This window comes from Streptomyces sp. A3M-1-3 (assembly GCF_024213665.1).
In the GTDB taxonomy this organism is placed as follows: Bacteria; Actinomycetota; Actinomycetes; order Streptomycetales; family Streptomycetaceae; genus Streptomyces.
The window spans coordinates 91,141-107,528 of the sequence record NZ_JANAVP010000011.1 but is presented as its reverse complement, the minus strand read 5'-3'; the positions used below and the strand labels follow the sequence as shown (position 1 = coordinate 107,528).

Genomic DNA, 16,388 nt, shown 5'->3' with positions numbered 1-16,388 from the left:
CCTCCCACCCGATCACGGCCGCCCGGGTTCGTCCCGCCGACGGGGTCCGACGGGGTGACGGGTCGTCAGGCGCATGGCGGTCAGACGTGCGGGACCGGGACCGTGCCGAGCCTGCCCGCCTGGAAGTCGTCGAACGCCTGCTGGAGTTCGGCGCGGCTGTTCATGACGAACGGACCGTAGTGCGCCATGGGTTCCCGGATCGGCCGGCCACCGAGCAGGACGACCTCCAGATCCGGTGCGTTGGAGTCCTGCGAGACGTCCGCTCGTACGGTCATCGAGCCGCCCTCGCCGAACACCGCGGTCTGCCCGCTGTGGACGGGCCGCCGATCGGCGCCGACCTGCGACGTCTTCACCTGGCGCCTGCACCGCCTCGCCGGCCTCGACCTGAAACCCGCCACACGCACCGCACCGACGACGACCCCGCCCCGGGCCACCGGCCCCGCCACCCACGCCGACCGCCCTAGCAGGACCCGATGACACCAGCAGCCCCACCGCAACCCTCAGTCCGCGCTCCCCCCGCCGCCGCACACCTATACCTTTCGGGGCCAGCGCCGAAGTGCGCTGGCCCCGAAACGGCACTCGCACCGCCCGGCCAGGTCGTGCGCCATCAGCGGAAGAACGGGAGGCAATCAGACAGCCCGGCTATTCCGACAGGCACCACGTCGGCGTAGCCCTGCCAGTCGGCCGCCGCCATGACCTCCTCGTGGGCGTCGTAAGGGCGGCCGTCGACGGAGATGCGGTGGACACCGTTGGGCCGGTAGCCGAACCTGCGGGAGACGGCTCGGGAGGCGGCGTTGTCGGCGAAGGCGGTGGAGGTGACGCGAGTGGCGCCGAGGCCGTCGAAGGCGAGGGCCAGGGCGGCGGCGCGCATCTGGGTGCCGTAGCCCTGGCCCTGGAAGCGGCTGCCGAGCCAGAAGCCGGTGCGGGCCTCGCCGGTGGTGGCGAAGTCGCGGGCGGAGAGGTTCTGCTGGCCGATGACCTGGCCGCCGTGGAAGACGGCCAGGAGGAGACGCCAGTTGTAGCGGGTCCAGTCGCCTCGCGCCCACCAGTGGTTCTGCACGACGCTCCTGGCCCGCTCGGCCGGCGGCGCGGACGCCCAGGGCTGCGGGAAGTACACGGCTCCGTCGGGGACGACTCCGTCGGCGGCCACCTGGGCGAGGGCGTCGAGCTCACTGTCCGTGGGGAGGCGCAGGACGAGATCAGGGGTGGTGAGCTGGAGGGCGGTGAGGGGCCAGTGGCGCATTGGGGGCTCCGAGGGGTCAGGGCCCGTCGAGTCCGATGACCGTGCCGAACGGATCGATGAGCTGGCAGATGCGCCGGCCGGGCTCCACATCGAGGGGGCCGCGGTGGTGGGTGCAGCCCGCTTCCAGGAGGCGCTTGCGTTCGGTGTCGAGGTCCTCGACGGACCAGTACGGGACGGTGCTTCGCCCGTGGGCGTTGGCCTTGGGGGATGCGGGGTGGAAGCCGAACTCGAGTCCGTCGAGGTCGAGCCAGGCGTAGACCGAGGTGCCGTTGATGTCGAGCTTGACCTCGGCTTCGAAGATCTCGCCCCACCAGCGGGCGGCGGCATCGGGATCGTCGACGAAGACCATGACGGTGCGGATACCGCGCACTTGGGATTCTCCTTGCGTCGGGAAGTGGCACGGTACCGCTGGGGTGGTCACTCGTGGGCGCCGTGCAGGGAACGCAGACCGGTGGCAGCGGCGAACGCTGCCAGGGCGCGTATGAGGTCGCGGTCGTTCCACTGGGCGCCGAGTTCGCGTACGTGGTGCAGGTAGGCGTGGCGTACCCAGCGCGGGGACGGGTGTCCTTGCTGGTCAGCCATGTGGGCGAGGGTGATCAGATCGGGCAGCCCGGTGATGTCTGGGCGGAGGGTTTCTGCGTCGATGAGGGCGAGGTGCCCGTCGGCTCGGCGGCGGACGTGTTCCGGCTTGAGGTCCAGGTGTCCGAGGGGTACGTGGCCGGTTCCGTGGGCGTCGGTGACGAGCTGGAGGAGTCGGCGCCAGTCGTCGGGGCGGGTGATCCAGTCCGGGGATGGGGCATCGAGGGCGGTTCTGGTGTGCCAGCGGGCCATGGTTTCGGCGACCGTGGGGTGCCAGCGGGCGGAGGCGGTGTTAATGAGAGCAACCGACCGGACCAGCTCGTCGAAGGTGTCGGTGCCCGCGAGCATGACGGCCTCGTCGAGGTGGTCGACCAGCAGGGTTCGGGACGTGTCGCAGGCGCGGTGGAGTACCGGCAGGACGTTGTCGTCGGCCAGGAGTTCGTAGGCGAGGACTTCGCCGAGGTAGCCGGCCTCGTCCGCGTGCCGCTTCAGGACCCGGCGGGGAGGGCTGCCGAGGGCGAAGACGGCTGCGCGGTAGCGGGCGGTCAGGCAGCGCACCGGTCCCGGCTCGTTGTCGTGGTGGCGGGCGAGGATCACGTACGCCTGACGCTCTGCGGCAGCGGGGTCGGTGGTGAGCGGATTCGGGAGCCACCCATCGGGTCGCGTGTGGGCGGCGCCGTCCAGCGGCCCGACGGGAGCGGTGGTCATGCCGCGGTCTCCTGGTGGACGCCGAGCACGGCCAGGCTGTGGGCGTAGCAGCGGGCGGCGAGGTCGGGCCGCTGGTGCTCGCCGTAGATCGCGAAGAGGGCATAGACCGGGGAGTCGAGGTTCTCGCCGATGTGCCATCCCTGGTACGAGCCACCGACGACGTCCCAGATCTGTGCGCGTCCGAGGAAGACGGCGGCGAAGTCCTGGAAGTAGATCTCGATACCGAACGGGTAGGCGGCCATGGCCTCCTCCCGGCTGGTCGTGGCGACCTTGTCCCAGGTGGGGCCGGTGATGTTCCAGGCGTACGAGTCGATCTCGCCGGGCCGGCCAGGCGGGTCGAGGAGGCGCAGTACGGCGCGGTGCGCTCCGAGGGGGCCGGCCAGGTAGTCGTGGATGCTGGTGGCCAGGGCGCCGGTGCGCGTGGCGATCAGCTCACGGCCGAGCCGGGGAAGCTCCTCGACCACCAGAGCCTCAGCCTTCCCCCACTCCTCCTCGGCCAGGCGCGGGGTGATCGGGGTGGGCTCGACGTGCTGCGGGGAGTCGAGGAAGTCGGCGAGTGCGGCGAGCGCGGACTTCTCCGCAACGGGGTCGGGTGTGACCCAGGGGACGCGGGAGGTGGTGACCGGGCCGTCGCCGACCGGGACGGTCAGGCGGTCGCCGGGCCGGGGTCCATGGACGCGGAAGAGGTGCTGAAGCTCGTTCGCGGTGGCGGCCAGGGCCTTGTGGTCGGCGTAGAGGAAGGGGCCGTGGGGGCTGCGGGGCGCGGTGAAGCCGTTGCCGCACAGGGCGACTTCCCGTACGCCGTCCAGCGGCTTGAGGTAGTCGATGAGCAGGCCGTTGAGGATCTGGATGCCCGTGGTGCGGTTGCTGGGGCCGTCCATGCCGGGCAGCAGGTTGTTGTCCGCGCCGAGCGCGCCGTACGGGACGGTCTGGGCGTTGTTGGAAACCACGGCGAGCCGGGGCGGGGCGAGGACGCCCTGGGCCAGCTGCTCGATGTAGAGGTCGGAGACGTCGGCGTCGACGCCGATGAAGACATCGTTCCCGGTGGTGCCGGACAGGCGGACCAGGGGCTGGGCGACGCGCTTCTCCCAGAAGAGGGTGCGGGCGCCGGCGGGGTAGAGGGTGATCTCGATGTCGCCGACGTTCAGCGGCCGGGTGTGGTCCACACGGTGAACCGTGAAGCCCAGGGCCTCGATGGCGTCGGTGACGGCGCCCGGGGTAGTGGTGCCGGTGTACACCGGCACCGTGCGGGCGAGGAGGTCGAGCGAGGGGAGGTGGAAGTGGTCCAGGTGCTCGTGGCTGAGGATCACGGCGTCCGGGCCGCGCATGCCCTCGGTGTCCACGGTGCGTGGCGGCCAGATCTCGAACTCCAGGCTTCCGGCTCCGAAGGCCGGCGCGAGGATCGGGTCGAGGAGGACGGAGGAGAGACCGTCGGTGATGTGCCAGGTCTGGTGGCCAAGGAAGGTCAGTTCCAGGCCGACGGGGGCTGCTGCCATGACGAACTCCTTTGCGCGGTCGGGAAGTGGTACGGGGGTGGCGCGAAGGGGGACAGCGGACGTCCCCCTCCGCGCCTGACTGCGGACCGGCAGGGCCTACCGGTGGTAGGTGGTCGGGGAGTTGTGGGTGGTGCCGGTGGCGGCGAACGCCGTCACGCGCTGCTGGAGCCGGCGGACCGCCTCCGCGGTCACGGGCGCACTCGGCTTCGTCTGGGGCTTGGGTCGGTTCATGACGTGCCTCCATCACTTCGGTTTTCGGCGGTGCGGATGCAGCAGCCGTTCCCCGCCGCCGCAAGCGGCGGGTGGTCAGTGTTCGGTGGCGGACAGGAGACTGCCGACGATGGCGCTGCAGAGGATCACGTAGACGATCACGGCGATCCGCTGCCTCACTGCGTCACCACCGGGTCCGGGTCCTGCGGTGCCCGGCCGGCGGCGGCGCTGTTGTGCCTCCGCCGCACCTGGCGCTCGGCCACCAGGACTCGGCAGACACGGGCGAGAGCCCGCATGTGGATCCAGGCCCCGAGCCGGCCCTCGCCGGGCCCCTGCGACAGGAGCCGCTCGGCATTGGAACGGGCTTGGGGAGGCATCGCCCGCCTCGCAGAGCAGGAGCCGGACGTACCCGTACAGCAGGGCCGTGGTCGCCCGTACTTCACCGCCCGGTATCGGGTACGTGTTGGGCGTGAGGACACGAACACACAGGGCTCGAATGGTGTCCGGTTGTACCGGTGCCGGGGTGGCGGGCGTGGTCGTCATGCCGGGTGTCCCGCCGCCGCCTCCCGCATCCCGATCGCCCGGTCCATCTGCGCGTACAGGACCTCCAGCTGGGCGGGGTCGAGGACCAGGGTCGTGGTCTCGGTGGTGCCGTCAAGGCGGTGCAGCGCGATCGGCAGGGTGGCCTGCTGGTCGTCGTGGTTGTACGTGATGTCGCGCCGGACCGGAGTTGCGTGGGTGATCACGAGGGCTCTCCCGGGGCTGTCTGAGCGGGGGCTGGAGCTCAGTCAACTCCGCTGCCAAAGGCCCGAACAGGGCATTCCGCTAGGCACGTTGTAGGCACGGACTAGGCAGAATCCCGCTAGGCTTCCGGGCGCCCAACTCGACCAGCGGACGGCGGGATGATGGCGAACGAGAGCCTGCGCAGACTCAGACGCGAGCAGCGGTGGACGCAGGCACAGGCCGCCCAACGGGTCTGTGCCCAGGTCCAGGCGGCCACGGGCCGCGACCCCGAGCTCGATGCGAACTGGATCTCCCGGCTGGAGCGCGGAGCGATCACCTGGCCCTCCGGCGACTACCGGGCGGCACTGTGCGCGGTGTTCCAGGTCGGCAGCGAGGCAGAGCTGGGCTTGCACCCGAAGAGGTCGAATCAGCACACAGGAGCACCTCCCTCGCCGGACACCTCTGCGGAACCCGCCGACGAACTGGGCAGCATCGCTGCGGACTCCGAACTGTCGGCCCGGCTGGCCCGCCACGCTGCCGCCACCAACGTCAATGCCCTTGTGCTGGAGCAGCTCGACGCCGACGTGGAACGCCTCGCCAGGGACTTCGTCAGCCGGCCGCTTCCCCTCCTCATCCCTGAGATCCGCACCCTGCGCACCGAGGTGTTCCGATTACTCGAAGGCCGCCAGCACCCCGGTCAGACGCGGCACCTGTACGTCGTCGCAGGATGGCTGTCCGGCCTCGCCGCGCACGTCTCTCTCGACCTCGGCCACCAGCCCTCCGCCTCCACCCATGCCCGGACCGTGGTGCAATGCGCGGAGATCGCGGAACACCCGAGGCTGCGGGCCTGGGCGCGCTCGTTCCAGTCGCTGGCCGCGTACTGGGAGGGCGACTACCGGCGGGCCGCGGATCTGGCGCGGGCTGGATGTGCGGATGGTCTTGGGCCTGGCTCGGGGACGATCACGGCACGGCTGCTGAGCCTGGAGGCGCGAGCCCTCGCGGCCGGCGGCGACGGGCGCAGCGCCCTGCGCTCCCTCGTGCTGGCCCATGAGGCCCGCAGCACCGCTGAACCAGACGAACTGCCAGGGGTCTTCGCCTTCCCCGAAGCCAAGCAATGGGCCTACACCGGCACCACTCTGCTGGCCGTCGGCGGCGACGAACAGGTCCAGCGGGCGATCACAGCCTCCAACCGCGCAGTGGAGCTCTACCAGGCAGGACCTGACGGCGAACGCTCCCCTGGAGACCTGCACGCCGCGCACCTCGACTTGGCCACCGCCTACCTCGTGAACGGCGAGGTGGAAGGAGCCGGTTCAGAACTCGACACCGTCCTCGTGGCGGAGCAGTACACCGCGAGCATCACCATCAGGCTCCGCAAACTGGACACACTCATCGCGAGCGGGCCGTACCGTGACTCACGGCCGGTAGTCGATCTCCGGGAGCACATCCTCGAGGTCACCTCCCGGCCCGCGATCGTCAGCACACCCACGGAGCCGCGATGACCACCCAGCCCACGAACGACTCCTCGGTCACCGACCGACACCTGCTCTCCACCCAGGCGTACGGCACCAGCCGACACCTCGCAGCCCGCCAGTCCCTCTACCAGTGGCAGACCCCGCGACACGACCTGCCCGGCCTCGTCGTGGAAGAGCTGGCCGGCGTACGCGGCGCGGTCGCGGACGTCGGCTGCGGCAACGGGACGTTCGTGCAGCGGATACGCACCCAGCGGCCGGACCTGACCGTCCTCCCCATGGACGTCTCCCCCGGCATCCTGACCGGCATCACCGGCGCCGTGGCCGCGGATGTCGAGCAGCTCCCCATCGCGGACGGGTCCCTGGGCGCTGTTCTAGCCATGCACATGCTGTACCACGTGGAAGACCAGGCACGCGCCGTCCAAGAGCTGGGCCGAGTCCTGGCCAAGGGCGGCATCGCCATCGCGTCCACCAACAGCCGTACCGACAAGCGCGAACTGGAAGACCTCTGGCGAGGAGCCGCCGGCGACGTCCTCGGCATCCCGGAGGGCCCCGCACGCGTACAACTCTCCGCCCGCTTCACCCTGGAGGACGCCCCCGCCATCCTGGGCGCCGTCTTCGGGGACGTACGGACGATCCCCCTCCCGGGAGTGATCGAAGTGACCGAACCTGGGCCCGTGGTCGCACACCTCGCGTCGTACGAGGCATGGGCCGACCAGATGGGCGTGCCGTTCAAGGAGACGATCCAGCGAGCCCGCGAACGGGTTGAAGTAACCATCAAGGCAGAAGGCTCGTTCTGGGTCACCTGCCTTGGCGGAATCCTCGTCTGCCGATGAGCAGCGTGTAGCGCCCGGACCCCAGACACAGCAGTGACCCAGGCCATCCCTGGTCAGGTAACGGCGCCGGTCGGTCAGCACACTCAGCTCGCGCCGCTGGCCACCGGCCGCCCGGCGAACGCCACGATCTCCCCGAGAGCCAGCGCATAGCCGTCACTCGTGTCGGCCATGCAGCAGACACGCGCAAATCCGCGACCTCCGCCAACGACTCCGGGTTCGGCCACCACAACTTGCCTGGGAACGCCGCATTCGTCACCTCGGCGACTCCCGGCCCCAAGGAGCCGACACGCGAAGTTCTCGGGCAGAACCGATTCGCCCCTTTGCGCCCCTTCTAGGGTGGCCCCCGACAGGACGTCAGCGGAGGCACCGGCCGCCGGCGTCGACGCGAGGACTGCCTGGCGGTCCGTATCCCATCGAGGGCTAGGTGTGTGATCGTGGTGTCTGACCCTGCAGGGTCCAAGGTCGTCGCGCCCCAGTTCAGGCTGGACGGCATCGAGGTTCATGCGGTCGTACCGAAGGACGGGGACCGTGGAGATTTCCGCCAACTCGCCCCGCGAGTGACGCTACGGCGTGGGAAGTTGCCCTGGGAGCGGACGATCGGACCGAACATGGGGCGGGTTCCCTGGATGGCGGTGCTGCTCTGCACCGACGACGACATGGTCCAGGAGTCTTCCACCACTGTGGTGAAGGCATTCACAGAGGCCGCGGGTGTTTCGGTCCCGAACCTGCCCGAGAACGAGGTGGCGGCGGCCGGACCGTCACCCTGCCGCACAGTGGAAATGTCCCGGGAGACATTCGAAACCCTGGTCCCGCAACTGGCGGAACTACCTGGCCTGGCGCAGGTGACCAAGACAGACGGTGAAGATCGCGGGCTACTCAGTGGTGAGTCGGGCCAGCCGGACAGCTTTGCGGTGGTCGTTTCCAACTGCCTCCCCCGTGCCGCAGGCCGCTACCGCGCACACCTGGTGCTGGTCTTGTAGCGCGGGCTCGATTGCCATCATCCGCTGCACAGCAAAGCCCCAGGTCAGCGACCTGGGGCTTGTTCGTTGCCTCAACCTGCCGTGCCCTCCGCGTGCCACATCTCGCGCCGATTCCCTGCACCAGGGGCCCGATGTGCACCGGTGGGCGATGTGACTCGCCGTGCAGCTCTGCTGCGGGCTCAGACGTGCGGGACCGGGACCGTGCCGAGCCTGCCGGCCTGGAAGTCGTCGAACGCCTGCTGGAGTTCGGCGCGGCTGTTCATGACGAACGGACCGTAGTGCGCCATGGGTTCCCGGATCGGCCGGCCACCGAGCAGGACGACCTCCAGATCCGGTGCGTTGGAGTCCTGCGAGACGTCCGCTCGTACGGTCATCGAGCCGCCCTCGCCGAACACCGCGGTCTGCCCGCTGTGGACGGGCCGCCGATCGGCGCCGACCGCGCCGCGGCCGGCCAGGACGTACGCCAGGGCGTTGAAGTCCTCGCGCCAGGGCAGGGTGATCTCCGCGCCGGGGCGCAGCGTGGCATGGATCATCGTGATGGGGGTGTGGGTGACGCCCGGTCCCTTGTGGCCGTCGAGCTCGCCCGCGATGACGCGCATCAGCGCGCCACCGTCCGCCGAGGTCAGCAGCTGGACTTTGGCGCCGCCGATGTCCTGGTAGCGCGGGGGCATCATCTTGTCCGAGGCAGGAAGGTTCACCCAGAGCTGGAGCCCGTGGAAGAGCCCGCCGCTGACTATGAGCGCCTCCGGCGGGGCCTCGATGTGGAGCAGGCCGGAGCCGGCGGTCATCCACTGGGTGTCACCGTCGTTGATGACTCCGCCGCCGCCGTTGCTGTCCTGGTGGACGAAGGTGCCGTCGAGCAGGTACGTGACGGTCTCGAAGCCGCGGTGGGGGTGCCACGGGGTCCCCTTCGGCTCCCCGGCTCCGTACTCCACCTCGCCCATCTGGTCCATCATGATGAACGGGTCGAGGTACTGGTAGTTGATGCCGGCGAACGCGCGGCGCACCGGGAATCCCTCCCCCTCGAAGCCGCTGGGCGCGGTCGTGACGGCGAGCACGGGACGCGGCACGGCGTCACCGCGCGCGGCCACGCGGGGCAGGGTCAGCGGGTTCTCTACGGTCACAGCAGGCATGGTCGGGACCTCCTCGTTGCGAGTTTAGTTGAAACTCGAACTTCTTGCCACTCGTCACAACGAAGGACGCCCGAGAGGAATTCCTCCCGGGCGCCCTTCGCCGTGCCAGTGGCCGGAACCGGCCGGATCTAGGCCCTGCCCGACCTAGCCGTACATGCGGCGCATCGCGAAATCGACCATCTGCTCGACCGCCTTGGCGTCGAAGACCATCCGGTGATCACCCTCCATGTCGAGGACGAACCCGTACCCGGTCGGCAGCAGGTCGATCACCTCGGCCCCGGTGATCACGAAGAACTTGGACTCCTTGCCCGCGTACCGGCGCAGCTCCTTGAGGGTGGAGAACATCGGGATCACCGGCTGCTGGGTGTTGTGCAGCGCCAGGAAGCCGGGATCGTCGCCCCGCGGGCAGTACACCTTCGACGTCGCGAAGATCTGCTGGAAGTCCTCCGCGGACAGCGACCCGGTGGTGAAGGCACGCACGGCGTCGGCGAGCGACGGCGGCGACGGCTCCGGATAGAGCGGCTGCTCGCCGTACCCGCCCGACATCTGCTGCGGCGGGGGCTGCGGGGCGGAGTACTGCTGCCCGGCACTCGCGTTCTGGTCGTAGCCGTACATGGCCGACAGCGTATCGAGTCACACTTGAAGCATTGGGGTTGCGTCTTATTACCGACGGGTAGCATCATCTAAGCTACTTGCTGGTATGCGGTACGAGGAACCTGCCTCCCGAGCCTTAACGGAGCCGAAGTCATGGGCCACTACAAGTCGAACCTCCGAGACATCGAGTTCAACCTCTTCGAGGTCCTCGGCCGCGACCGGCTGTACGGCACCGGACCGTTCGCGGAGATGGACACCGAGACCGCCAAGAGCGTGCTGTCCGAGATAGCCCGCCTCGCCGAGAACGACCTGGCGGAGTCCTTCGAGGACGCCGACCGCAACCCGCCGGTCTTCGACCCCGCGACCAACACCGCGCCGGTCCCGGCCTCCTTCAAGAAGAGCTACCAGGCGTACATGGACGCCGAGTGGTGGCGTCTGGGCATCCCGGAGGAGATCGGCGGCCAGAACACCCCGGCCACCCTGATCTGGGCGTACGCCGAGATGATCCTGGGCTCGAACCCGGCCGTCTGGATGTACTCCTCCGGCCCGGCCTTCGCCGGCGTTGTCTTCGACGAGGGCACCGAGGAGCAGCACAAGATCGCCCGGCTGATGACCGAGAAGCAGTGGGGCTCGACGATGGTCCTCACCGAGCCCGACGCGGGCTCCGACGTGGGCGCCGGCCGCACCAAGGCGGTCCAGCAGGAGGACGGCTCCTGGCACATCGAGGGCGTGAAGCGGTTCATCACCTCGGGTGAGCACGACATGTCCGAGAACATCATCCACATGGTGCTGGCCCGCCCCGAGGGCGCCGGCCCCGGCACCAAGGGGCTCTCCCTCTTCGTCGTCCCCAAGTACGACTTCGACTGGGAGACCGGCGAGCTGGGCGAGCGCAACGGCGCCTACGCCACGAACGTCGAGCACAAGATGGGCCTCAAGGCCTCCAACACGTGCGAGATGACCTTCGGCGACCAGCACCCGGCCAAGGGCTGGCTGCTCGGCGAGAAGCACGACGGCATCCGCCAGATGTTCAAGATCATCGAGTTCGCCCGGATGATGGTCGGCACGAAGGCCATCGCGACCCTCTCGACGGGCTACCTGAACGCGCTGGAGTACGCCAAGGAGCGCGTCCAGGGCCCGGACCTCGCGAACTTTATGGACAAGACCGCGCCCAAGGTCACCATCACGCACCACCCGGACGTGCGCCGCTCGCTCATGACGCAGAAGGCGTACGCGGAGGGCATGCGCGCCCTGGTGCTGTACACCGCGTCCGTGCAGGACGAGATCGCGCTGAAGGCGGCCGCCGGCGAGGACACCAAGGCGCTGCACGGCCTGAACGACCTGCTGCTGCCGATCGTGAAGGGCTATGGCTCGGAGAAGTCGTACGAGCAGCTCGCCCAGTCCCTGCAGACCTTCGGCGGCTCCGGCTACCTGCAGGAGTACCCGATCGAGCAGTACATCCGGGACGCCAAGATCGACACGCTCTACGAGGGCACGACGGCCATCCAGGGCCAGGACTACTTCTTCCGGAAGATCGTCCGGGACCAGGGGGCGTCGCTGAACACGCTCGCCGAGACGATCAAGAAGTTCCTGGCCGAGGAGAAGGGCGGCGAGGAGCTGGCGGCGGCCCGCGAGCAGCTCGCCAAGGCGGCCGTGGACCTGGAGGCGATCGTCGGCACGATGATCACCGACCTGACCGCCACCGGTGAGGACGTCAAGAACATCTACAAGGTGGGCCTGAACACCACCCGCCTGCTGATGGTCTCCGGCGATGTCGTGGTCGCCTACCTGCTGCTCAAGGGCGCGGCTGTCGCGGCCGAGAAGCTGGCCACGGCGTCCGCCAAGGACGTGCCGTTCTACACCGGCAAGATCGCGGCCGCGAAGTTCTTCGCCGCCAACGTCGTGCCCGGCGTCTCGGTGCAGCGCGCTCTCGCCGAGAGCATCGACAACTCCGTGATGGAGCTGGACGAGGCCGCTTTCTAACTCAGCTGCCTGCCAACGGGCCGGGACTCCCCTTCACCGGGGGGACCCGGCCCGTTGCCTGTTCGCCTGTTTGCCTGTTTGCCTGTTTGCCTGTTTGTCAGTGCGATCTGCGAGGCTCGTAGGCATGAGTTCCCAGGACCACAGCAGGGGCTACTCCGTCCCGGCCGGCCGCCCGTACCAGCTCAGCGAGCTGCGCGGGAAGCTCGGCTCGGTCAGCGACCAGATCCGCGAGCTGTACGACGGCGCGCACCCGATGGAGTACGACGCGGTCGCCGACGCCCTGCACAGCGCGTTCCAGTCGGCGGCCGGGCTGGCACCGGTGAAGAGCTACACCGGCTGTGAGATCCATCCCAACGGCGCGCTCGACCCGGAGGCCCCGCAGGGCTGGGGCCGCTGCCTGCTGTGCAACGACCGCCGGCGGCGCGGCGACCGGAGCGTGCCGGCCACCGGGGCGCAGCGGCGCCTCGGCTATCCGGTGCCCGATCCCCCGTACACGCTGGACGTGCTCAAGCGGCATGTTCAGCACGTCAACGACCGGGCCTTCGGGGTGGGGATCTCCTCCCCCGCCGAGGAGTTCGTGGAGCTGGCAGATTCCCTGCACCGCGCCTTCATCGTGGCCCGCGAGCTGTCCCGGCCGCGCAACGCCTCGGGCTGTGCGGAGCACCCCGGTGCACCCATCGACCCGGACGCCCCACCCGGCGAGGGCTGTATGTTCTGCGCCGGGCGGAAACGGCGCGAGCAGCGGTCTCCGCAGACCCCGGAGATGCTGCCACGCATCCGCCGCGGGGAGCGGCGAAACCTGCACCGCCGCTTCGACCGACCGGGTGGCCATTAGTACCCGGCAAGACGAACACGACCGTCGTTAAGGTGAACCACATGAGCTCTCCCGCCCGCTTCGACCGCGGCCACACCGACGACCTGATGACCTTCCTGACGGCGAGCCCATCGCCGTACCACGCGGTGGCCAACGCGGCCGAGCGCCTGGAGAAGGCCGGGTTCCGGCAGCTGGCGGAGACGGACACGTGGGAGGGCACGGCAGGCGGCAAGTTCGTACTGCGCGGCGGGGCGATCATCGCGTGGTACGTACCGGAGGGTGCCGAGGCGCACACCCCGTTCCGGATCGTCGGCGCGCACACAGACTCCCCGAACCTGCGGGTGAAGCCGCTGCCCGACACCGGCTCGCAGGGCTGGCGGCAGATCGCCGTCGAGATCTACGGCGGGACGCTCCTCAACACCTGGCTCGACCGCGATCTCGGACTCGCCGGGCGGCTGACCCTGCGCGACGGCAGCCACCGGCTGGTGAACGTCGACCGGGCGCTGCTGCGGGTGCCGCAGCTCGCCGTCCACCTCGACCGCGCGGTCAACACGGACGGCCTCAAGCTCGACAAGCAGCGGCACATGCAGCCGATCTGGGGCCTCGGCGACGTCCAGGAAGGCGACCTCATCCGCTTCCTGGAGGAGGAGGAAGGGCTCGCGGCGGGGGAGGTCACGGGCTGGGACCTGATGGTGCACAGCATCGAGCCACCGTCGTACCTCGGCCGGGACCACGAGCTGGTGGCCGGCCCGCGCATGGACAACCTCATCTCGGTGCACGCCGGTACGGCCGCGCTGACAGCGGTGTCGGCGTCCGAGAGCCTGCCGTACATCCCGGTCCTCGCCGCCTTCGACCACGAGGAGAACGGCTCGCAGTCCGACACGGGCGCCGACGGCCCGCTCCTGGGCAATGTCCTGGAGCGCTCGGTGTTCGCCCGCGGCGGGACGTACGAGGACCGGGCCCGCGCCTTCGCCGGCACCATCTGTCTGTCGTCCGACACCGGACACGCCGTCCACCCCAACTACGCCGAGCGGCACGACCCGACGCACCAGCCGCGCGCCAACGACGGTCCGATCCTCAAGGTCAACGTGAACCAGCGGTACGCGACGGACGGCAGCGGCCGGGCCGTGTTCGCTGCGGCCTGCGAGAAGGCCGGCGTGCCCTGGCAGAACTTCGTCTCGAACAACGCCATGCCGTGCGGCACGACGATCGGCCCGATCACCGCAGCCCGGCACGGAATCGCGACGGTGGACATCGGCGTCGCGATCCTCTCCATGCACAGTGCGCGCGAACTGTGCGGCGCCGACGACCCGTACCTGCTGGCGAACGCGCTGGTGGCCTTCCTGGAAGGCTGAACTCCGCCGCGAACTGCGCCGCGAAGCATGGCTGTTCCGGTCGGGGGTACTACGAGTGACCGGCACCGCCGGAGCACACTGCGCATTTGCAGTAACGTCAGCTGTCGTGCGGGGCGAAGGGACAGCGCAGGCGCCGGAAGCCCCGAATCGCCAGGACAGACACAGCCTGGCACGTAACACCCACCCCAGGGCATGGGGCCTCACGCCGGTAACGGCGTGAGTAAACGCCTGCGGAGCACAGGTAAGACCAGGAATCGTCCCGGCACAGTGCGCAACCCCTACCGGTGGTGGGGAGGAACCAGGAACCCTACTCAAGGCGCCCCTACACGCGGACGCCAGGGAGGGAATCGCCCCGTTTATGGGGGCGAGGATGTCAATGATCCATCCCCGCCAGCACCAGCGGCAGCCGGGGCGTCCCGTCCGCCGTCACGACAACCGGGACGCCCCAGTCCTGCTGGTGCACATGGCAGGCGGGGTACTCGTTCGTAGGGTCGTCGTCGCAGGACGCGGCCATCGCCGAGACGTGCAGCACGCCCTCGGTGACCCCGTCCGCGAGGACCAGCTCCCGGCTCAGATCCGTGCCCGCGCCCGCCCCATCGGCGAGCAGCTCCGGTGGGGTCGAGCTCACCAGCAGCCGGGTCGAAGGCCCGTACCGGGTGTCGAGCTTCTGCCCGCTGGGCGCCTGGAAGACCACGTCCAACCGCAGCTTCCCCGCCGAGACTTCGGTCGCGGCGCGCTGCGTGCGGTGGGCGACGGAGTCCACCCGCACGGCCTCCTCGGGCAGCCGCAGCCGGGTCAGCCGGTGCCGCGCCGACTCCACGACGACGATGTCGTCCCCGACGAGCACGGCGTCGCTCGGCTCGCGCAGATCGGTGGCGAGCGTGGTGACTTGTCCTGTCGCCGGATCGAAGCGCCTGAGCGCATGGTTGTACGTATCGCAGACGGCGACCGAGCCGTCGGGCAACGCGGTCACGCCCAGCGGGTGCTGGAGCAGCGCCTGCGCGGCCTCGCCGTCGCGGTGGCCGAAGTCGAAGAGCCCGGTGCCCACGGCGGTGTGCACCACACCTTCGCGGTCGATCCAGCGCAGGGCGGACGTCTCGGAGTCGGCGATCCACAGCCGGTCCTCGGTGGCGGCGAGCCCCGACGGCTGCGCGAACCACGCCTCGGCCGCGGGCCCGTCGACCAGTCCCTCGTTGGTGGTCCCGGCGGCGACCTCGACGGTGTCGGTGGCCGGGTCGTACGTCCACAGCTGGTGGACACCCGCCATCGCGATCCACACCTTGCCCGCGAACCAGGCCACGTCCCACGGCGAGGACAGATCCACCTCGCGCGCCGGACCACTCGTCGGCGATCCCTGCCACCACTGCTTGCCCGTACCGGCGACGGTCTCGATCTCCCCGGTCGTCGGGTCGTAGGTACGGATGGAGTGGTTGACAGTATCGGCGACCACGACCTTGCCACTCGGCAGCAGCGCCAGGCCCTGCGGCTCGTTGAAGGTCCCGCTGCCGCCGATGCGCCGTACGACGGTCTCGCCGTCCGGCTCCAGCTCGACGAGCTGGTGCCGGGTCGAGTCGGAGACGAGCAGGTTCCCGCCAGGGAGCAGCACCGCCTTGCCGGGGAAGCGCAGATCGGTGGCCACCGGCTCGGGCGCGACATACGGCCCGTCCCCGCGCCGCAGCGTCCCCTTGGCCTCGTGCTCGGCCTCCAGCTCCTCCACCAGCTTGGCGATGGCGTGAGCATGCCCCTCACCGGCGTGCTGCGCGACGATGTACCCCTCGGGGTCGATGACGACGAGCGTGGGCCAGGCCCGGACGGCGTACTGCTTCCAGGTCGCGAGCTCGGGGTCGTCGAGCACCGGATGGTGGACGCCGTACCGCTCGGCGGCGTCGACAACGGCCTGATGCTCGGCCTCGTGCACGAACTTGGGCGAGTGGACGCCGATGATCACCACGGTGTCGCGGTGCTTCTCCTCCAGCTCCCGCAGCTCATCGAGGACATGCAGGCAGTTCACACAGCAAAACGTCCAAAAATCGAGAATGACGACACGTCCTCGCAGCTCAGCGAGGCTCAGATCTTTCCCACCCGTGTTCAGCCAGCCACCCTTGCCGATCAGCTCGGGGGCACGGACACGGGCACGGCGGGGGGCGGGGGTGGGCGCTGAGGCGGCATCGTTCATGATTCAAGGGTGCCATCCGAGGATGAACGCGCGATCACCGCCGTACGACGCGAGTGACGTCCTCCGGCGGGACGAGCCACTCCCTGCCTCCG

16 protein-coding genes and 1 pseudogene are annotated in these 16,388 nt (G+C 69.7%); 6 read left to right on the top strand and 11 right to left on the bottom strand.

Annotated elements, in window-relative coordinates; genetic code table 11:
• Positions 1–80 precede the first annotated feature (80 nt).
• The 8 genes and pseudogenes from NLX86_RS15020 to NLX86_RS14990 all read right to left on the bottom strand — a co-directional run.
• A pseudogene (locus tag NLX86_RS15020) lies at positions 81–338 on the bottom strand (pirin-like C-terminal cupin domain-containing protein); the annotation flags it as partial.
• Between the two features lie 269 nt (positions 339–607).
• A complete protein-coding gene (locus NLX86_RS15015; protein WP_254372185.1) occupies positions 608–1,243 on the bottom strand; it encodes a GNAT family N-acetyltransferase in 636 nt (211 codons plus the stop codon).
• Positions 1,244–1,259: 16 nt separating this feature from the next.
• Entirely contained in the window at positions 1,260–1,613 is a 354-nt protein-coding gene (locus NLX86_RS15010) for a VOC family protein (protein WP_254372184.1), read from the bottom strand.
• Between the two features lie 47 nt (positions 1,614–1,660).
• Positions 1,661–2,530, bottom strand: a complete 870-nt coding sequence (locus NLX86_RS15005) for a hypothetical protein (RefSeq protein WP_254372183.1) — start codon at positions 2,528–2,530, stop codon at positions 1,661–1,663.
• A complete protein-coding gene (locus NLX86_RS15000; protein WP_254372182.1) occupies positions 2,527–4,026 on the bottom strand; it encodes an MBL fold metallo-hydrolase in 1,500 nt (499 codons plus the stop codon). Before NLX86_RS15000 ends, NLX86_RS15005 begins: the two co-directional genes overlap by 4 nt.
• Before the next feature lie 96 nt (positions 4,027–4,122).
• Positions 4,123–4,257 carry a hypothetical protein gene (locus tag NLX86_RS34435; protein ID WP_266906427.1) on the bottom strand — a complete coding sequence of 45 codons (135 nt, stop codon included), beginning with the start codon at positions 4,255–4,257 and terminating at the stop codon, positions 4,123–4,125.
• Positions 4,258–4,412: 155 nt separating this feature from the next.
• Positions 4,413–4,613 carry a DUF6415 family natural product biosynthesis protein gene (locus NLX86_RS14995; protein WP_254372181.1) on the bottom strand — a complete coding sequence of 67 codons (201 nt, stop codon included), beginning with the start codon at positions 4,611–4,613 and terminating at the stop codon, positions 4,413–4,415.
• Positions 4,614–4,775: 162 nt separating this feature from the next.
• Entirely contained in the window at positions 4,776–4,982 is a 207-nt protein-coding gene (locus NLX86_RS14990) for a hypothetical protein (RefSeq protein ID WP_254372180.1), read from the bottom strand.
• A 156-nt stretch (positions 4,983–5,138) separates the two neighbouring features.
• On the opposite strand from NLX86_RS14990, the gene NLX86_RS14985 reads away from it, so the two are divergent.
• The 3 genes from NLX86_RS14985 to NLX86_RS14975 all read left to right on the top strand — a co-directional run bounded on the left by NLX86_RS14985 (position 5,139) and on the right by NLX86_RS14975 (position 8,244).
• Positions 5,139–6,458, top strand: a complete 1,320-nt coding sequence (locus NLX86_RS14985) for a helix-turn-helix domain-containing protein (RefSeq protein ID WP_254372179.1) — start codon at positions 5,139–5,141, stop codon at positions 6,456–6,458.
• Complete coding sequence (locus NLX86_RS14980; RefSeq protein ID WP_254372178.1) at positions 6,455–7,264, top strand: class I SAM-dependent methyltransferase; 810 nt, start codon at positions 6,455–6,457, stop codon at positions 7,262–7,264. The genes NLX86_RS14985 and NLX86_RS14980 overlap by 4 nt, the downstream gene beginning before the upstream one ends.
• A gap of 626 nt (positions 7,265–7,890) precedes the next feature.
• A complete protein-coding gene (locus NLX86_RS14975; RefSeq protein ID WP_254372177.1) occupies positions 7,891–8,244 on the top strand; it encodes a hypothetical protein in 354 nt (117 codons plus the stop codon).
• A 179-nt stretch (positions 8,245–8,423) separates the two neighbouring features.
• On the opposite strand, the gene NLX86_RS14970 is transcribed toward NLX86_RS14975, so the two are convergent.
• Both NLX86_RS14970 and NLX86_RS14965 read right to left on the bottom strand, forming a co-directional pair.
• Positions 8,424–9,377, bottom strand: a complete 954-nt coding sequence (locus NLX86_RS14970; RefSeq protein ID WP_254372176.1) for a pirin family protein — start codon at positions 9,375–9,377, stop codon at positions 8,424–8,426.
• Between the two features lie 144 nt (positions 9,378–9,521).
• On the bottom strand, positions 9,522–9,992 hold the full coding sequence (locus tag NLX86_RS14965; protein WP_254372175.1) for an SseB family protein: 471 nt from the start codon (positions 9,990–9,992) through the stop codon (positions 9,522–9,524).
• A 132-nt stretch (positions 9,993–10,124) separates the two neighbouring features.
• Here NLX86_RS14965 and NLX86_RS14960 point away from each other — a divergent pair, with 132 nt between their 5' ends.
• From NLX86_RS14960 to NLX86_RS14950, 3 genes are all read left to right on the top strand, one after another.
• Positions 10,125–11,951: an acyl-CoA dehydrogenase gene (locus NLX86_RS14960; RefSeq protein ID WP_254372174.1), complete on the top strand. Its 1,827-nt coding sequence runs from the start codon at positions 10,125–10,127 to the stop codon at positions 11,949–11,951.
• A gap of 124 nt (positions 11,952–12,075) precedes the next feature.
• Positions 12,076–12,786, top strand: a complete 711-nt coding sequence (locus NLX86_RS14955; RefSeq protein ID WP_254372173.1) for a hypothetical protein — start codon at positions 12,076–12,078, stop codon at positions 12,784–12,786.
• A gap of 41 nt (positions 12,787–12,827) precedes the next feature.
• Positions 12,828–14,120, top strand: coding sequence for a M18 family aminopeptidase (locus NLX86_RS14950; RefSeq protein ID WP_254372172.1), 1,293 nt, complete (start codon positions 12,828–12,830; stop codon positions 14,118–14,120).
• 373 nt (positions 14,121–14,493) lie between these two features.
• On the opposite strand, the gene NLX86_RS14945 is transcribed toward NLX86_RS14950, so the two are convergent.
• Positions 14,494–16,296, bottom strand: coding sequence for an NHL domain-containing thioredoxin family protein (locus NLX86_RS14945; RefSeq protein WP_254372171.1), 1,803 nt, complete (start codon positions 16,294–16,296; stop codon positions 14,494–14,496).
• Between the last annotated feature and the right edge of the window lie 92 nt (positions 16,297–16,388).

Excerpts from the sequence above, each read along its gene's own strand:
- NLX86_RS15015 (WP_254372185.1), bottom strand. The coding sequence starts at position 1,243 with ATGCGCCACTGGCCCCTCACCGCCCTCCAGCTCACCACCCCTGATCTC.
- NLX86_RS15005 (WP_254372183.1), bottom strand. The coding sequence starts at position 2,530 with ATGACCACCGCTCCCGTCGGGCCGCTGGACGGCGCCGCCCACACGCGA.
- NLX86_RS15000 (WP_254372182.1), bottom strand. The coding sequence starts at position 4,026 with ATGGCAGCAGCCCCCGTCGGCCTGGAACTGACCTTCCTTGGCCACCAG.
- NLX86_RS34435 (WP_266906427.1), bottom strand. The coding sequence starts at position 4,257 with ATGAACCGACCCAAGCCCCAGACGAAGCCGAGTGCGCCCGTGACCGCG.
- NLX86_RS14995 (WP_254372181.1), bottom strand. The coding sequence starts at position 4,613 with ATGCCTCCCCAAGCCCGTTCCAATGCCGAGCGGCTCCTGTCGCAGGGG.
- NLX86_RS14985 (WP_254372179.1), top strand. The coding sequence starts at position 5,139 with ATGATGGCGAACGAGAGCCTGCGCAGACTCAGACGCGAGCAGCGGTGG.
- NLX86_RS14980 (WP_254372178.1), top strand. The coding sequence starts at position 6,455 with ATGACCACCCAGCCCACGAACGACTCCTCGGTCACCGACCGACACCTG.
- NLX86_RS14975 (WP_254372177.1), top strand. The coding sequence starts at position 7,891 with ATGGCGGTGCTGCTCTGCACCGACGACGACATGGTCCAGGAGTCTTCC.
- NLX86_RS14970 (WP_254372176.1), bottom strand. The coding sequence starts at position 9,377 with ATGCCTGCTGTGACCGTAGAGAACCCGCTGACCCTGCCCCGCGTGGCC.
- NLX86_RS14965 (WP_254372175.1), bottom strand. The coding sequence starts at position 9,992 with ATGTACGGCTACGACCAGAACGCGAGTGCCGGGCAGCAGTACTCCGCC.
- NLX86_RS14960 (WP_254372174.1), top strand. The coding sequence starts at position 10,125 with ATGGGCCACTACAAGTCGAACCTCCGAGACATCGAGTTCAACCTCTTC.
- NLX86_RS14955 (WP_254372173.1), top strand. The coding sequence starts at position 12,076 with ATGAGTTCCCAGGACCACAGCAGGGGCTACTCCGTCCCGGCCGGCCGC.
- NLX86_RS14950 (WP_254372172.1), top strand. The coding sequence starts at position 12,828 with ATGAGCTCTCCCGCCCGCTTCGACCGCGGCCACACCGACGACCTGATG.
- NLX86_RS14945 (WP_254372171.1), bottom strand. The coding sequence starts at position 16,296 with ATGAACGATGCCGCCTCAGCGCCCACCCCCGCCCCCCGCCGTGCCCGT.